The following is a 16,444-nucleotide window of genomic DNA, read 5'->3' as shown; positions in this document are numbered from 1 at the left end:
CCGTGTCACGCCGGGCCGCAGGTTGCCGGGGTGGACGCGTCGGCCACCCCACAGCGGAACACCTCCACCGGCGCCGTCGCCACGTCGGGCACCTGCTCCACCCGCATCAGGGCGAGCCGTTTGTCGACCGGCTCACCCGAGTCGGGGGTGAACCGGATCAGCCCGGCGACCCCCGGGTAGCCCTGCCCGGCGTTCTGCCGGAGCACCTCCGCGTGCACCGCGACCGGGTTGACCGACGTCGGCTCCCAGCGTTGCCGCGGGTCGGCGTGGTGCAGCCGGGCGGCGAGGCTCTCCACCGCGCGGATGAGCATCATCGACGCGTCGTAGGCGAGGCTGACCCGCTCGCCGACCTGCTGCTCGGAGCCCGGTCGGCAGCGCGGCGGGTCGAGCAGGTCGTCGGCCTGGATCCAGGACAGGAAGCTGGCCCGGGCGTCGTCGCGCCGGTCCTGCGCCGCCCGCAGCGCCGCGCAGGTGGCAAGCGCGGCCTTGGAGACGTACGTGACCGGCAGGTTGCCGGGCGCGGCGGCGCGCAGCCCGGGGTTGGCCATGTAGCGGTTCGCCGAATCGTCGGCGACCAGGTGTCGGGGCGGGTTGGCGCCGCACTCACGCAGCGCCCGCAGGAAACCGTCGAACTCGGACCAGCGACCCGCGTAGAAGAGCAGACCCGGGTAGCCGCACTCGTCGGTCAACCGTTGACCGGTGCTCCACTTGTCCAGGCGGGTGATCCGCGTGCCGAACCGTTGCCGCAGCCCGTCGACGAGGGTGTTCACGTACAGGTCCTCGCTGAGCGTGCTGCCCTCCAGCGTCGTGTAGTAGACGTGCGCCTGGTCGACCTTCAGCACCTGCTGGGCGTACGCGTCGACGAGCTTCACCTGGTCGGCGTTGGGCGCGGAGATCTGCAGGTAGAGGCGGGAGTTGGCATCGATCTTGTCGGCGGAGAGCGTGGGCGCCAGCACCGGCAGCCCGACCTTGTTCAGCTCGCGCAACGCGCGGGCGGTGCTGGTCCGGCTCTCCACCAGCCCGACCACCCCGAGCACCGTGGGGTCGTCCCGGGCCAGCTCGGCCAGCATCGCCACGGCCCGGTCGGCGTAGCGCATCTGCCGGCCACCGTTGGCCACCACGATCCGCAGCAGCGCGGCGCCGTCGGCACCGGCCGACTCCTTCAGCAACGCGTACTGGGCGGTGGCCATCCCCTCCAACTCTTCCCGCTCGGAGACGTACGACTCCTCGTCGGCGCGGGTCCGGTTGCCGGTCAGGGTGCCCAGGTAGACCAGGGTGAGGAAGGGTCGGCGTCGGTCGCTGCGCTGCCAGACCTCCTCGGCGGCCCGGTTCTGCGCGAAGATCCGCCGCTGGATCGTCCGCAGCCCCTCCTGGCCGGGGTCGTTGTTGAACACCTGAGCCGCGCTGTCGCTGTAGCCGACGCACTCGCCGCTGCCGGCAACCTCGACCGAGATCCGGCCACCGGTGAGCGAGGGATGGCAGCCCGGGCCCCACCGGCTGCCCACCCACACGCCACCCGCGGCCAGCAGCACCAGGCTGAGCGCGGCCGGCAGGAAGCGCCGCGACCACCAGGGCGGTTCGGGTGCGGAGAACGGTCGCATCCCGCCCCGCGACGGCGGGCCGGTGTCGGTGTCGTCGGGCCGCAACGCCACCAGCCAGGCGGCGGGGCGGCGCAGCCGCCGCATCTCCGGCAGCGCCTCGGCCCACTCGTCGTACGCCTCGTCGGCCTCGGTCAGCGGGTGCGGTTCGGGCAGCTCCGGTGGGGGTTGCCCGCCGGACACGACGATGAGCAGCGGGTCGTTGCGGCCGGTCTCGGTGCGGACGTCGCCGATCAGGCGGACCAGCTCCCCGCCGACGTTGCCGGGGGCGACGTGGTCGAGCAGCAGCGCCGGGTACGCGGTACGCCGCCAGTCCGAGGGCCGCCACGGCCGACGCCGGTACGCCTGCCGCAGGTCCTCCAGGAACGCGTGCAGCAGCAGCTTGTTGACCTGGTCGGGTTGCTCGCCGTCGCGCCACCCGGCGGTGAGGCGCTCGGCGAAACCGAGGAACGTGACCGACTGCCGGGGCGCGAGGCACTGCTGGCGCATGAACCAGGTGTAGTGCCGCCCGAGCACCGGCACCCGGCCGGAGACGGCGGCCCGGAACACCACGCTCGGCACGGCACGGCGGACCAGCCAGAGCAGCACCTGCGAGACGATGCTGACCGCGTCACCACCGGAGGGCAACGCCTCCGGGGTACGCGGGCCGCGACGGTCGCGCAGCCGGCGTACCAGGGCCGCCCGGCTGTCGTCGGCGTCGACGCCGAAGGTGAGGCTCTGGTGCATCAGCCAGTCGGCGAGCGGGTAGTGCCGGAAGCGCAGCCGCGCGGCACCGAACGCCTCCAGGGAGAGCTGCCGGTGCAGCTCGCGTAGCAGCGCCGGTACGTCCCCGGCACCCGGCGGCACGTCGGCGTCCAGCACGGCGTGCGGCACCCGCCGCCGGGGCCCCTGGCCGAGAAACCGGCGCAGCGGCACCATCAGATCCGACGTGTCGGCGCGGACCTGGGTCTCGGAGCGGGCCAGGGTGTCGGAGCGGATCTGGGTCTCGGGGCGGACCAGCCAGAGCAGCGGCAGTCGCCGGTCGCCACGGCGGGGTCGCCGCAGCAGCCGGGCGAGCAGCGCGAAGAACTCCAGCCCGCCGGGCGGCAGCCGGTCCCGACCCCCGGGCGACTGTCGCTGGCCGATCAACTCCCGTTTGGGCACCTCGGATCGCGGCACGCGTCACCTCCGATCCACACAGTGTGACCTTGCGGCGCAAGGCACACCAGAGGGCGACGACCGACCATGGGTGTGGCGGGCCGGCGACGCTCATCGTTGTCGATTAGGTTGACGTGGCGAACACCCGATGGAGGGAGTCCACCCCGTGCGACGAATGTTCACGGCGGCCACCGCCGCCCTGACCCTCACCACCGCCGGCACCCTGCTCGCCGGCACCCCCGGCCAGGCCGCTCCGACCGGCTGGGGCCGGCCCGTCGTCACCGTCGCGCCGCAACCCGGCGCGGCCGGCCTGGGCGACACCTACTTCCCGGACTACGGCAACGGTGGCTACGACGTCGAGCACTACGACGTCCGGCTGCGCTACGACCCGGCGACCGACCAGCTCAGCGGCACTGCCACCATTCTCGCCACCGCCACCCAGGACCTCTCGGCGTTCAATCTGGACTTCCTGCTCGACGTGGAGTCGGTGCGGGTCAACGGGTGGGCGGCGAGCACCAGCACCACGGGTGTGCACGAGCTGGTGGTCACCCCGGCCCGCACGATCACCCGGGGCCAGCAGCTCACCATCGTGGTGCGCTACGCCGGCATCCCGTCGGAGACCCTTGTCAACGACTACACCGGCTGGACCCGCACGGATGACGGGGCGCTCGCGGTCAACGAACCCGAGTCGGCGTGGTGGTGGTTCCCGAGCAACGACCACCCACTGGACAAGGCCACCTTCGACATCTCGGTGTCGGTGCCCACCGGTGTCGAGGTGATCAGCAACGGTGTGCAGCCGAGGCCACCGGCGGCCGAGGCCGGCAACCGCACCCGGTGGATCTGGCGCACCACCTCCCCCACCGCCCCCTATCTGGCCTTCATGGCCATCGGCCAGTACGACATCGTCACCGACACCACGCCGAGCGGCCAGCCGGTGGTCAACGCGTACAGCACCTCGCTGGGTGCGCTCGGGCCGGCGGCGCGGGCCAGCATCGAGCGGACCGCCGAGATCGTCGACTGGGAGAGCGGGATCTTCGGCCCGTACCCGTTCGAGGCACAGGGCGGCGTGGCCGGCCCGGTCGACGGCATCGGCTTCGCGCTGGAGACGCAGACCCGACCGGTGTACGGGCCGGGCTTCTGGCGGCGCGGCGCCAACACCTACGTGGTGGCACACGAGAACGCCCACCAGTGGTTCGGCGACTCGGTCTCGGTGGCCGAGTGGCGCAACATCTGGCTCAACGAGGGTTTCGCGTCGTACGCCGAGTGGCTCTGGTCGGAGGAACAGGGCGAGGGCACCGCGCAGGAGGTGTTCGACTTCGCCTACGCCAGCTATCCGGCCGACAGCGAGTTCTGGCAGGTGCTGCCCGGTGACCCGGGCGCGGCACGGATCTTCGACGATGCCGTCTACGACCGGGGCGCGATGACCCTGCACCAGCTGCGGCTGGCCGTCGGCGACGACGCGTTCTTCGAGATCCTGCCGGCCTGGACCGCCGAGCACCGGCACGGCAACGGCACCATCGAGCAGTTCCAGGCCCTGGCCGAACGGATCTCCGGGCTGGACCTGGACGACCTGTTCACCACCTGGCTGTTCACCGCCGGCCGCCCCGACGTGGCCACCACCGCACGCAAGGCCACCGCCGCGCCGACCCAGCCGAAGTCCTGGGCCAAGATCCGCGAGTCCCACGAGCTGCTGTCGCACTAGGACCCACCCGCCCCACCGTCGATCATGGAGTTGTGGTGCCTGGCATATCGGGCACTGGTGGACCTTCTGCCCACCACAACTTCATGATCGACGCGGCAGGACGGGTAGGGCTCAGGGGGTGGGGGCCGCGCTCGCCTCGATGGCGCGGATGTGCCGGTAGGCGAACCAGAGCGGCGGGAACGCACCGACCGCGAAGGACAGGTCGATGAGCGTCCAGAACCAGGGGATGTCCCGGATCGGGCCACAGATCACCGCCAGTGGCACGATGCCCACGCAGGCGATCATGCCGACCTGCACGACCCAGACGTTGCGCACCGGGTCGCGCAGCGGCCCCCAGAACGCCACCGCCAGCACCAGGTGCGCGAAGGCCAACCAGTCGGTGCCGTAGAGCAGGAACGGGTAGTCCTCGCCGGCCGTCACCAGCCCGGTGTGCACCCGCTCGATCCAGTCGACCAGGGCGGGGAGTTGGCCGGAGAGCGGGTCCAGTACGCGCAGGAGCCAACGCACCTCGATCTCCAGCGGAAACGCGGTGGCACCGCTCAGGAAGAGCCCGATCAGCACGATCCACAGCCACCGGCGGGTCCACCGCAGCCGCTCCTCGATGTTCATGGCCGCAGCGTAACGATGATCTTCGCGGCGGTCGGTCCCGCAGGCCGGCTGGCCGGGGTGACAGCTGTCTCAGCGGCCTGCCGCCGGCCCGACCGCGGCCAACTCCCCGAGCCGGGACGGGCCCAACCCCACCCCGGCGGGCGCGATGACGCAGACCGCCCCGGCGGGCCGGACGAGCCGGGCCGCCCTCCACGCCACCCGTCGTACCGGATGACGGGGCCGTGGCGCGACGAGCGCGAGGGCCGCGCGGGCGCGCTGGCGGTCCAGAGCGACGGCCGCCGCCACCGTGGCGATCGCGGCGGTGGAGCCGGCGAGCACGAGCGTCTGGCGCGGCCCGGCGTGTTCGGCGAGCCAGCCGAGCAGCGGCGCACCGACCGCGGCCGAGACCGATCCGGTGACCGCCAGCGCGGCGAGCACCCGGCCCCGCATCGCGCCGTCGGTGTCGAGTTGGGCGCGGGTGCCGACGGTGGTGTCGATGACCACCGCGGCGGCGGCGATCGGCAGGATCATCGCCGCGAAGCTCCAGGTGCCCGGTGCGAGGCCGGCGACGATCTGTAGCCCGCTGGCGAGCAGACCGGCGGTGACCAGGGTCCGGTAGTCCAGGGAACGCCGGCGGGCCGCGACGAGCGCGCCCACGACGGTTCCGACCGCGAACACGGTCGACAGGACGCCGTAGCCGGACGCGCCGGCGTGCAACGGCCCGTCGCTCATGGCGGCCATCGTCACCTGGTAGTTGCGGCCCAGGCTGCCGAGCACGAACGACAGGGCGAGCGCGAGCAGCAGCACCGGCTGCCCCCGCAGGTAGGCGAAGCCGGCCCGGACGCCGTCGTGGGTCCGACCGCCGTCCGGGACCGCGAGGCCGGGCACGGCTCCCGGGCGTACGGCGAACAGCGCCACCACCACGGCGGCGAAGCTGGCCGCGTTGATCCCGAACAGCAGGGCGGGCCCGACGGCGGCCACCGCCACGGCACCGAGGCTCATGCCGAGGATGCGCCCGGCGGAGTTGGTGAGCGACCCGAGCGCCAGGGCGTTGCCCAGCGTCTCCCGGTCGACGAGGGTGGCGGCCCAGCGCCCCATCACCGGGCCCTCGATCGCCGAGACGGCACCGGTGGCCAGGGAGATCGCGAAGATCAGCGGCAGACCGCCGACCCCGGTCAGGGCGACCGCCGCCAGTCCGGCGGCGAGCGTCGCGTGGGCCACCTGGGCGGCGATCAGCAGCGGGCGGGCGGGCAGGCGGTCGGCCAGCACACCGCCCCAGACGCTGAGCAGCAGCGTGGGCGCCGCCTGGAGCAGCACCGCGAAGCCCATGGACGTCGCGGAGCCGGTCTCCCGCAGGACGTACCAGTTGACCCCGAGGACCTGCATCCAGGTGCCGATGACGGAGACGAAGCCGGCGAGCGCCCAGATCCGGTAGTTACGGTGGCGCAGCGCGGCGAAGGTGGCACCCGTGGCCACGACGAACCTCCAGCGATCGGCAGATGATCAGGCCGATCGCGGCGCGGTTCGGCAGCCGACAAGTCTTGCCGGCTTAAACCTTTTTGCCCATATTTGTGAGTGGACTCACCGGCGGGAATGTCCGGCCGGTCCGGCAGCAAACTGCCGTACCGGCCGGACGCCCCGACGTCAGCGAACGGCGAGGGCCTGCGCGGCCGAGCCGACCGGGGCCGGCAACGCACCGACACCACCCAGGTAACCGTGGATGGCGGCGGCCGCCGCACGACCCTCGGCGATGGCCCAGACGATCAGCGAGGCGCCCCGGTGCATGTCACCGGCCACGAACACCCCGTCGGCGTCGGTCTGCCAGTCGTCGCGGGCGTCGATGGCACCCCGCGGGTTACGGGTCACGCCGAACTGGGCCAGCAGCGGCTGCTGCTCGGTGCCCTCGAAGCCGATCGCCAGCAGCACCAGATCGGCCGGCAGCTCCCGCTCGGAACCGGGCACGACGGTGACGACCCGCCGGCCGTCGCGCTTCTCCACCGTCACCTCGGCGATCCGCACCGCCCGCACCTGGCCGGTGCCGTCGTCCACGAACTCCTGCACCGCGACGGCGAACACCCGCTCGCCGCCCTCCTCGTGCGCCGGGTAGCTGCGCAGGATCCACGGCCAGGTCGGCCACGGGTCCCGTGCCTCGTCGCGCTCCCGGGGCGGCTGCGGGTACAGGTCGAGTTGGTGCACGCCGGCCGCGCCCTGCCGGTGCGCCACGCCGAGGCAGTCGGCCGCCGTGTCACCGCCACCGATGATCACCACGTGCTTGCCGGCCGCGTCGATCGGCGTGCCGTCCGGCAACACCGCGCGCCCCGCCCGGCCCTCGCCGGTCACCGCGACCCCGGGCTCGTCGCTGGCCCCGGTGGCGACCGCGCGATTGGCCGCGACCAGGTGCGCCATTGCCTGGTGTACGCCCCGAAGCGGCCGCCCCGGAGTCTCCGGAGTGTCCCGGCCCTGCAACGCGCCGCAGGCCAGCAACACCGCGTCGTGCTCGGCACGCAACTGCTCGGCGGTGACGTCCACCCCGACGTTCACACCGGTGCGGAAGCGCACCCCCTCGGCGGTGAGCTGGGCCAACCGGGCGTCGATGTGCCGCTTCTCCAACTTGAAGTCGGGGATGCCGTACCGGAGCAGGCCACCGATCGCGTCGTCGCGCTCGTACACCGTCACCGCGTGACCGGCGCGGGCCAGTTGCTGGGCGGCGGCCAGACCGGCGGGCCCGGAGCCGACCACGGCGACCGACCGGCCGGACGGCGCCGGCACCGGCGCAGGGGTGAACCCACGCGCCGCGGCGGCGTCGGCGATCTCCACCTCGACCTGCTTGATGGTCACCGGCTGGCCACCGGAGATGCCCAACACGCAGGCCGCCTCGCAGGGCGCCGGGCAGAGCCGGCCGGTGAACTCCGGGAAGTTGTTGGTGGCGTGCAGCGACTCCACCGCCGCGTCCCAGTTGCCGGTGCGCACCAGGTCGTTCCAGTCCGGGATGCGGTTGCCCAGCGGACAACCGTCGTGGCAGAACGGGATGCCGCAGTCCATGCAGCGGGTGGCCTGCTCACGGACCAGTTCCTCGCCGGCCGGTGGGTACACCTCCCGCCAGTCGCTGATCCGCACCGGCACCGGGCGGCGGGCCGGCAGTCGCCGGTCGTAGCGCAGGAAACCGTTCGGGTCAGGCACGTGCCACCTCCTGGGCCGCCACCCGCGGGGCGGGCGGCACCGGCATCGCCGGCACAGCGGGTGCGGTCAGTTCTTTCATGACCGCGTCGTCGACGTCGCGGCCGGCGGCTTCGGCGGCCCGCATGATCTCCATAACCCGGCGGTAGTCGCGGGGGACCACCGTGGTGAACTCGGTGACCGCCTCCGGCCACCGCTTGAGCAGCTCCTCGGCGACCGCCGAGCCGGTCTCGGCCACGTGCCGCTGGACCAGCTCGTGTAGCAGCGTCTGCTCCTGCTCGCTCAGCGGCGCCAGGTCGACCAGCTCCGCGTTGACGCGGGAGTGGTCCAGGTGGTGCACGAACGCCGTACCGCCGGACATGCCGGCGGCGAAGTTGCGGCCGGTCGCGCCGAGCACCACCACCGTGCCACCGGTCATGTACTCGCAGCCGTGGTCGCCGACACCCTCGACCACCGCGACCGCGCCGGAGTTGCGCACCGCGAACCGCTCCCCCACCCGCCCGCGCAGGAAGACCTCGCCGGCGGTGGCCCCGTACAGGATGGTGTTGCCGGCGATGATCTGGTCCTCCGCGCGCCTGCCGGGCTCGGCGTCCGGGTCGAGGAACGGCGCGGCGGCGTCCGGACGGACGACGAGCCGCCCGCCGGAGAGGCCCTTGCCCACGTAGTCGTTGGCGTCGCCGTGCAGCCGCAGGGTCACCCCGCGCGGCAGGAACGCGCCGAAGGACTGCCCCGCCGTGCCGTGCAGCACGAACTCGATGGTGTCGTCCGGAAGGCCGGCACCGCCGAAACGACGGGTCACCTCGCCGCCGAGCATCGCGCCGACGCTGCGGTGCTCGTTGCGCACCGCCACCTCGACCCGTACCGGCGCACCCCCGTCGAGCGCGGGACGGGCCAGCGCGATCAGCTCGTTGTCCAGTGCCTGGTCCAGGCCGTGATCCTGCGCGCGGACGCCGCGCCGGGCCGTACCGGCGGGCAGCTCCGGCAGGTGCAGCACGGGCGCCAGGTCCAGGCCGTGTGCCTTCCAGTGCGTCAGCGCCGGGGCCACGTCGAGCAGCTCGGACTGCCCGATCGCCTCCTCGATGGACCGGAAGCCCAACTCGGCCAGGTAACCCCGGACCTCCTCGGCGAGGAACAGGAAGAAGTTCTCCACGAACTCCGGCTTGCCGGTGAAGCGCTCCCGCAGCACCGGGTTCTGGGTGGCGATGCCGACCGGGCAGGTGTCCAGGTGGCACACCCGCATCATCACGCAGCCCTCGACGATCAGCGGCGCGGTCGCGAAGCCGAACTCCTCCGCGCCGAGCAGCGCCGCGACCAGCACGTCGCGGCCGGTCTTGAGCTGACCGTCGACCTGCACGGTGACCCGGTCGCGCAGCTTGTTGAGCAGCAACGTCTGCTGGGCCTCGGCCAGCCCCAGCTCCCACGGGGTGCCGGCGTGCTTGAGCGAGTTCATCGGGGACGCGCCCGTGCCGCCGTCGTGGCCGGAGATGAGGATGACGTCGGCCTTCAGCTTCGCGACACCGGCCGCGACAGTGCCGACGCCGACCTCACTGACCAGCTTGACGTGCACCCGGGCGGCCGGGTTGACGCACTTCAGGTCGTGGACGAGCTGGGCCAGGTCCTCGATGGAGTAGATGTCGTGGTGCGGTGGCGGGGAGATCAGGCCCACGCCGGGCGTGGCGTGCCGGGTACGGGCGATCCACGGCCAGACCTTGTTGCCGGGCAGCTGACCGCCCTCACCGGGCTTGGCGCCCTGCGCCATCTTGATCTGGAGGTCGTCGGCGTTGACCAGGTATTCGCTTGTCACGCCGAACCGGCCGCTGGCGATCTGCTTGACCGCCGAACGGCGGGTCGGGTCGTGCAGCCGCTCGACGTCCTCGCCACCCTCACCGGTGTTGGACTTGCCGCCGAGCCGGTTCATGGCGATGGCGAGGGTCTCGTGCGCCTCGGCGGAGATCGACCCGTACGACATGGCGCCGGTGGCGAACCGCTTCACGATCTCGGAGGCCGGCTCGACCTCGTCGAGAGCAACCGCCGGACGAACACCGGTGCGCAGCGTGAACAGCCCCCGCAGCGAGCCGGCCTGCGCGGCGAGCGCGTCGACCTTGGCGGTGTACTGCCGGAACACGTCGTACTGCCGGCTGCGGGTGGCGTGCTGGAGCAGGAAGACCGTCTCCGGGTTGAACAGGTGCAGCTCACCCTCGCGGCGCCACTGGTACTCGCCGCCGACCTCGAGGCGGTCGGAGTCGGCGGTGCCCGCCGGCGGCCAGGCCAGCGCGTGCCGTGCCGCCACCTCGGTGTGCACGCCCGCGAGACCCACACCGCCGATGCGGCTGGGCGTACCCCGGAAGTAGCGGTCGATCAGCCGGCCGTCCAGGCCGACCGCCTCGAAGACCTGGGCCCCGCAGTACGAGGAGACCGTCGAGATGCCCATCTTCGACATGATCTTCAGGACGCCCTTGCCGAGCGCCTTCGCGTAGTTGCGTACCGCCGCGGCGGGCTCCACACCGGCCAGCGCGCCAGTGTGGATCATGTCTTCGACCGACTCGAACGCCAGGTACGGGTTGACCGCCGCCGCGCCGTAGCCGATCAGCACCGCCGCGTGGTGCACCTCCCGGCAGTCGCCGGACTCGACGATCAGCGCCGCCTGGGTGCGGGTCTGCTCGCGTACCAGGTGCTGGTGCACGGCGGCGGTGAGCAGCAGCGACGGGATCGGCGCCAGGTCGGCGTTGGAGTCCCGGTCGGAGAGCACCAGGATGCGGACGCCGTCCTCGATCGCCTCGGAGACGTGCCGGCAGATCTCGGTCAGCCGCGCCCTGATCCCGGCGGCGCCCTCTCGGATGCGGTACAGGCCGGACACCCGGACCGCCTTGAAGCCGGGCAGGTCGCCGTCCTCGTCGATGGAGAGGATCTTCGCCAGCTCGTCGTTGTCGATGATCGGGTGCGGCAGCACGATCTGCCGACAGCTCGCCGCGCCCGGGTCGAGCAGGTTGCCCTCCGGCCCGATCGTGGACGCCAGGCTGGTCACCAACTCCTCGCGGATGGCGTCCAGCGGCGGGTTGGTGACCTGGGCGAAGAGCTGATGGAAGTAGTCGTAGAGCAGCCGCGGCCGGGTGGACAGCGGCGAGATCGGAGTGTCCGTGCCCATCGAGCCGAGCGGCTCGGCGCCGGTACGGGCCATCGGCGCGAGCAGGATCTTGAGCTCCTCCTGGGTGTACCCGAAGGTCTGCTGCCGGCGGCGCACCGAGTCGTGGGTGTAGACGGTGTGCTCGCGGGCCGGCAGGTCGTCCAGCTCGATCAGCCCGGCGTGCAGCCACTCGCCGTACGGCTGCGCGGCGGCCAACTCGGACTTGATCTCCTCGTCGTGCACGATGCGGCCGGCAACGGTGTCGACCAGGAACATCTTGCCCGGCTGGAGCCGCCCCTTCGCCACCACGTGCGCCGGGTCGAGGTCGAGCACGCCCGCCTCGGAACCGAGCACCACGAGGCCGTCGTCGGTCTGCCACCAGCGACCCGGGCGCAGCCCGTTGCGGTCCAGTACGGCGCCGACGATGTCGCCGTCGGTGAAGGCCACCGACGCCGGCCCGTCCCACGGCTCCATGAGGCTGGCGTGGAAGCGGTAGAAGGCCCGCTTGGCCGGCTCCATGCCCGGGTCGTTCTCCCAGGCCTCGGGGATCATCATGAGCACCGCGTGCGGCAGGCTCCGCCCGGCCAGGTGCAGCAGCTCCAGGACCTCGTCGAAGTTCGCCGAGTCGGAGGCGGCGGGGGTGCAGACCGGGAAGACCCGCCGGATGTTGCCCGGCACCTTCGGCGAACGCAGCAGCGCCTCGCGGGCCTGCATCCAGTTGCGGTTGCCGCGGATCGTGTTGATCTCGCCGTTGTGGGCGATGAACCGGTACGGGTGCGCCAGTGGCCAGGACGGGAACGTGTTGGTGGAGAAGCGGGAGTGCACGAGCGCGATCGCGCTGTCCACCCGCTCGTCACGCAGGTCCGGGTAGAACGCCGGCAACTGGTCGGGGGTGAGCATGCCCTTGTAGACGATCGTCCGGCTGGACAGGGACGGGAAGTAGGCCGGCACGCCCCGCTCGGCGGTCTCGCGTTCGGCCTGCTTGCGCAGGCAGAACGCCACCCGGTCCAGCTCGATGCCGCTCAGCGCGGAGCCGGCCGGGCCGGCGGGTGAGTCGGTGAGCCGGCGCGCGGCCACGAAGACCTGCCGGACCCGGGGCATCGCCGCCAGGGCGGTCTCGCCGAGCCCCTCCGGGGCGATCGGCACATCCCGCCAGCCGAGCACGTCGGCGCCCTCGACCAGGGCGTACTTCTCGAAGACCTGCCGGGCACGCGCCTCGGCGGCGTCGTCGTCGGGCAGGAAGACCAGCCCGGTGGCGTACTCGCCCGCCGGGGGTAACGCGACGCCGGCCGCCGCGCGCAAGAACGCGTCGGGCACCTGGATCATGATGCCGGCGCCATCGCCGGTGTTCGGCTCCGCGCCCCGGGCACCTCGGTGGTCCAGGCGGCAGAGCGCGCCGAGCCCGTTGGCGACGACCGCGTGTGAACGGCGACCGTGCAGGTCCGCCACGAAGGCCACGCCGCAGGCGTCGTGCTCCTGCCCGGGGTCGTAGAGGCCCTGGGCGGACGGGCGGGTGCCGGGCGTCGGGGACGCCTGCGGGCTGTGCGGGTGCGGCTGTGTCATTTCCGCGTACGGCTGAGCCACCGGGCCTCCTGTCGTCACTCAGGTTGATCATGCAGGGGACGACGTCGGCCCGTGGGTCTATTGAGTCTACGTTAGGGCCAGGCACGCACTGCCACCCGAGATTGATCACACCGTCCAGAGTCTGAGACGTGTAGTCTCGCGCGGTGGATCCGCTACACAGGGACATCTTCGACCGGTTGGAACACTTCTACGACGCGGTGCCCCGCGACGTCGCCGCCGCGCAGGAGCATGGCGGTCTGGTGCTGTTCGTCCGCGAGGGTGCCGGCTGGCCGTTCTACGCCCGTCCCCGGATCGGCGCCGGCGAGCCGCCGTCCCTGGCCGACGTGACCTCGGTACGCGAGCGGCAGCGCGAGCTGGGCCTGCCGGAAGCCTTCGAGTGGGTGCACGAGACGACTCCCGAGCTGCTGGCGGTGGCCCGCTCGGCGGGGCTGAGCGTGCTGGAGGCACCGCTGATGGTGCTGGATCCGACCGCGCTGCCCGACCCGGCGACGCTGTCCGACGTCCCGGTGCGGGTGCTGGCCGCGGACTCCCCCGGCTTCGCCGCCGACGTCGCCGCCCGGCGCGCGGTGGCAGCCGTGTCGTTCGCCGCCGCCGGCACCGCACCCGGTGCGGCCGGCCCGGCCGAGCGGGACGCCGCCGTCACCGAACTCGAGTTGGCCGCGCTCGACGAGGAGCGGACCCGGATCGCCGACGGCCGACGGATCTCCGCACTCGCCGGCACCCCGACCGACGGTGCGCTGGCCAGTGGCATGGCCATGCGCGTGGGCGACGTCGCGGAGATCGCCGGCGTGGCCACCCTGCCGGCCGCCCGCCGACGCGGGCTGGGCGCCGCGCTCACCGCCACCCTCGCCCGCGAGCTGCACGCCGCCGGCACCGACCTGATCTTCCTGTCCGCGGGCAGCGACGACATCGCCCGGGTCTATCTGCGGGTCGGCTTCCGCCGCATCGGCACCGCCTGCATAGCCGAACCCACCCCCCTGATCCCCTAACCAAAATCCCCGCGCGCCCCACCCACTTCCTTGGTCGATCAAGGACTTGTGGTGCCGGATTGGGGCGGGTTTACCACCTTTGTCCACCACCACAACTCCATGATCGACGGGAGAGTGGGGTGGGGGCTCGGGCGCGGTGGGGGTGGGGGTGGGTCAGGCTGGGGGGCGCCATTGGGCGGCGGAGGCGGCGGCGCTGGAGAGTAGGCGGGTGTTGATCGTGCCTAGTGCGGCGTCCCGGGCGCGCAACGCCAGCCGGCCGCGAGTCTGGAGCACCGCCGACATCCGCCGGGTCTGCCGGACCACCGTCGCGGCCCGGGGGCGGCGCACCCGGTCATACGCCTGCACCGCGTCGGGCAGCCGCGCCTCGCGCAGCAGGGAGGCCAGCGTGGCGGCGTCCTCGAACGCCAGGCAGGCGCCCTGCCCCAGGTGCGGCGGCATGGCGTGCGCCGCGTCACCGAGCAGCACCACTCCGCCCGGCCCGACCGGGAACCCGTACGCACGGGGCAGCGGACGTAACTCGCGGACCTCCTGCTGAACCAGGTCGGCCGGGTCGGTGGCGTCGAGCAGCGCGCCGATCGGGGCGGGCCAGCCCGCGTACCAGCGGCGCAGGAGAGCGAGCTGGGTCTCCGGCGGCTCCGGGCGTGGCGCGCCAGCGGCGGTGGCCACCCAGTAGATGCCACCCCGGGTGGACCCACCCGAGGAACCGCGATCGCCAAGCGAGGCGGCCACGAACCGGTAACCGGCACCGAGGATCTCACCGGCCAGCGGTTGGTCGTCGGGCAGCCGAGGTGCCTGGTACCAGGGAATGACGGCCCGCCAGGCCGCACATCCGGAGCTGATCACCCGGGACTCGGGGGCGAGCTGGCGGCGGATGCCGCTGTCCGTGCCGTCGGCGGCGACCACCAGGTCGGCCTCGATGAGGTGCCGTCCGTCGCTGACCGCCGGCCGTTCCCCCGGCTCGACCCGGACGTGGCGCACGGTCACTCCGGTACGCAGCTCGACCCGCTCGCCGAGGCCGGCGATCAGCGCGTCGTGCAGGTCCTCGCGGTGCACCACGACCGGCATCCGGTCGGCCGGGATAGGCCGAGGCTGCACGAGCCAGTGCCCGTCGGGGCGACGGACCCCACCGTCGGGCAGTGGGGTGGCGATGGCGGCCAGGCCCGCGCCGAGGCCGAGGGCCTGCAGCGCGCGGACTCCGTTGGGCCAGAGCACCACGGCGGTCGGTTCGGGGCGGATCCGTTCGGCCCGCTCCAACACAGTGACCTGCCAGCCGGACCGGGCCAGCGCGCCGGCCACCGCGAGGCCACCGACCCCTGCGCCGACCACCACCGCGCTTCGCATTGGTGCCGCCTCCGCTCAGCTGTCCCGGTCGGCGGGGCGCACGCCTGCGGCGTCGGCCCGCTCGGCACTCGATGCCGTCGCCTCGTCCGGCGACTCGTCGTCGGTCGACGAGCCGGCGACGGGTGCCGCGGCACCGAGCGGCTCGCCGCCCGGGCGGGAGTCCTGATCGGTGGCCGGCTCCGGCGGCATGACGCCGGTGTCCTGCCAGGCGGCGTACTGCTCCTCGCTGACCACCCGGTAGCCCTCCGGCGCGGTGGCCCGCGCGGGGGTCTCTCGCTCGGAGAGGTCGACCTGGGACAGGTCGGAGGTGGGGGGCGGGGTCGGTGTCGCCGCCGCGCCGAGCGGGATCAGGTAGTCGCGAGGGCCGCGCACCCGGACGAAGTAGATCAAGGCGCCGAGGAAGACCAGGCCGGCGGTCCAGACGTTGAGTCGGACGCCGAAAATCTGGTTGGCCTCGTCGGTGCGCATCAGCTCGATCCAGAACCGGCCGACGGTGTAGCCCATCACGTAGAGCGCGAACGCCCGGCCGCGGCCCAGCTTCAACCGGCGGTCGAGGACGAGGACCAGGGCGACGACGCCGAGGTTCCACAGCGCCTCGTAGAGGAACGTCGGCTGGTAGAGACCCGGTTCGAGGATCGGCTGCCCGGCGTCGTCACGCAGCGCGTGCCCCGGGTTGTCCGGATCCATCCGGTGGATCTCGAGGCCCCACGGGAGGGTGGTGCGGCCACCGAACAGCTCGTTGTTGAACCAGTTGCCGACCCGGCCGACCGCCTGGGCCAGCGCCAGCCCGGGTGCCACCGCGTCGGCCACCACCCCGAACGGGATGCCGAGCTGCCGGGCGGCAATGTACACACCGACCGCGCCACCGGCGACGGCGCCCCAGATGCCGAGACCACCCTCCCAGATGGCGAACGCCTTCATCGGGTCACCACCGGCGCCGAAGTATTTCTCCGGTGAGGTGACGACGTGGTAGATCCGGGCACCGATGATGCCCGTCGGCACCGCCCAGACGGCGATGTCGAGCACCGCGCCGGGCGCGACGCCGCGCTGCCGCAGCCGGCGCTCCGTCACCCAGCAGGCCAGCACGATGCCGGCGATGATGCAGAGCGCGTACGCCCGGATCGGCACCGGCCCGAGTTGCCAGACCGCGGTGCTGGGACTGGGCAGGGCCGCCTGGGGGGCCAGCGAGGCGAGGGTCACGGGT

The 16,444-nt window shown here is 72.9% G+C and carries 9 protein-coding genes; 2 read left to right on the top strand and 7 right to left on the bottom strand.

The genetic code is table 11. The annotated features are described in order from the left end of the window. Positions 1–5: 5 nt before the first annotated feature. A complete protein-coding gene (locus tag AB0B57_RS15995; protein WP_357069651.1) occupies positions 6–2,756 on the bottom strand; it encodes a hypothetical protein in 2,751 nt (916 codons plus the stop codon). A 145-nt stretch (positions 2,757–2,901) separates the two neighbouring features. Between AB0B57_RS15995 and AB0B57_RS15990 the strand changes: the two genes are divergently transcribed. Then, the gene (locus AB0B57_RS15990; protein ID WP_357069649.1) at positions 2,902–4,437 is read left to right on the top strand and encodes a M1 family metallopeptidase; all 1,536 of its coding nucleotides are present in this window, start codon (positions 2,902–2,904) and stop codon (positions 4,435–4,437) included. Between the two features lie 111 nt (positions 4,438–4,548). On the opposite strand, the gene AB0B57_RS15985 is transcribed toward AB0B57_RS15990, so the two are convergent. The 4 genes from AB0B57_RS15985 to gltB all read right to left on the bottom strand — a co-directional run bounded on the left by AB0B57_RS15985 (position 4,549) and on the right by gltB (position 12,889). After that, positions 4,549–5,046 (bottom strand): hypothetical protein, encoded by a 498-nt coding sequence (locus AB0B57_RS15985; RefSeq protein ID WP_357069647.1) that lies wholly within the window; start codon positions 5,044–5,046, stop codon positions 4,549–4,551. A gap of 69 nt (positions 5,047–5,115) precedes the next feature. Next, complete coding sequence (locus tag AB0B57_RS15980; protein WP_357069645.1) at positions 5,116–6,501, bottom strand: MFS transporter; 1,386 nt, start codon at positions 6,499–6,501, stop codon at positions 5,116–5,118. A 168-nt stretch (positions 6,502–6,669) separates the two neighbouring features. Next, on the bottom strand, positions 6,670–8,205 hold the full coding sequence (locus tag AB0B57_RS15975) for a glutamate synthase subunit beta (protein ID WP_357069643.1): 1,536 nt from the start codon (positions 8,203–8,205) through the stop codon (positions 6,670–6,672). Next, entirely contained in the window at positions 8,198–12,889 is a 4,692-nt protein-coding gene (gene gltB / locus AB0B57_RS15970; RefSeq protein WP_357069926.1) for a glutamate synthase large subunit, read from the bottom strand. The genes AB0B57_RS15975 and gltB overlap by 8 nt, the downstream gene beginning before the upstream one ends. 164 nt (positions 12,890–13,053) lie before the next feature. On the opposite strand from gltB, the gene AB0B57_RS15965 reads away from it, so the two are divergent. Further along, positions 13,054–13,899 carry a GNAT family N-acetyltransferase gene (locus tag AB0B57_RS15965; protein WP_357069641.1) on the top strand — a complete coding sequence of 282 codons (846 nt, stop codon included), beginning with the start codon at positions 13,054–13,056 and terminating at the stop codon, positions 13,897–13,899. A 153-nt stretch (positions 13,900–14,052) separates the two neighbouring features. Here AB0B57_RS15965 and AB0B57_RS15960 read toward each other — a convergent pair whose 3' ends face one another. Beyond that, a complete protein-coding gene (locus AB0B57_RS15960) occupies positions 14,053–15,240 on the bottom strand; it encodes an NAD(P)/FAD-dependent oxidoreductase (RefSeq protein WP_357069638.1) in 1,188 nt (395 codons plus the stop codon). Between the two features lie 15 nt (positions 15,241–15,255). Continuing rightward, entirely contained in the window at positions 15,256–16,440 is a 1,185-nt protein-coding gene (gene lgt, locus AB0B57_RS15955) for a prolipoprotein diacylglyceryl transferase (RefSeq protein WP_357069636.1), read from the bottom strand. Positions 16,441–16,444: the final 4 nt, after the last annotated feature.

This window comes from Micromonospora sp. NPDC049101, from assembly GCF_040648675.1.
Lineage (GTDB): Bacteria > Actinomycetota > Actinomycetes > Mycobacteriales > Micromonosporaceae > Micromonospora.
The sequence above is the reverse complement of the archived record's forward strand: the minus strand, read 5'-3'. Positions and strand labels throughout refer to the sequence as shown.

Coding starts and splice junctions, on each gene's coding strand:
- AB0B57_RS15985 (WP_357069647.1), bottom strand. CDS start 5,046: ATGAACATCGAGGAGCGGCTGCGGTGGACCCGCCGGTGGCTGTGGATC.
- gltB (WP_357069926.1), bottom strand. CDS start 12,889: ATGACACAGCCGCACCCGCACAGCCCGCAGGCGTCCCCGACGCCCGGC.
- AB0B57_RS15960 (WP_357069638.1), bottom strand. CDS start 15,240: ATGCGAAGCGCGGTGGTGGTCGGCGCAGGGGTCGGTGGCCTCGCGGTG.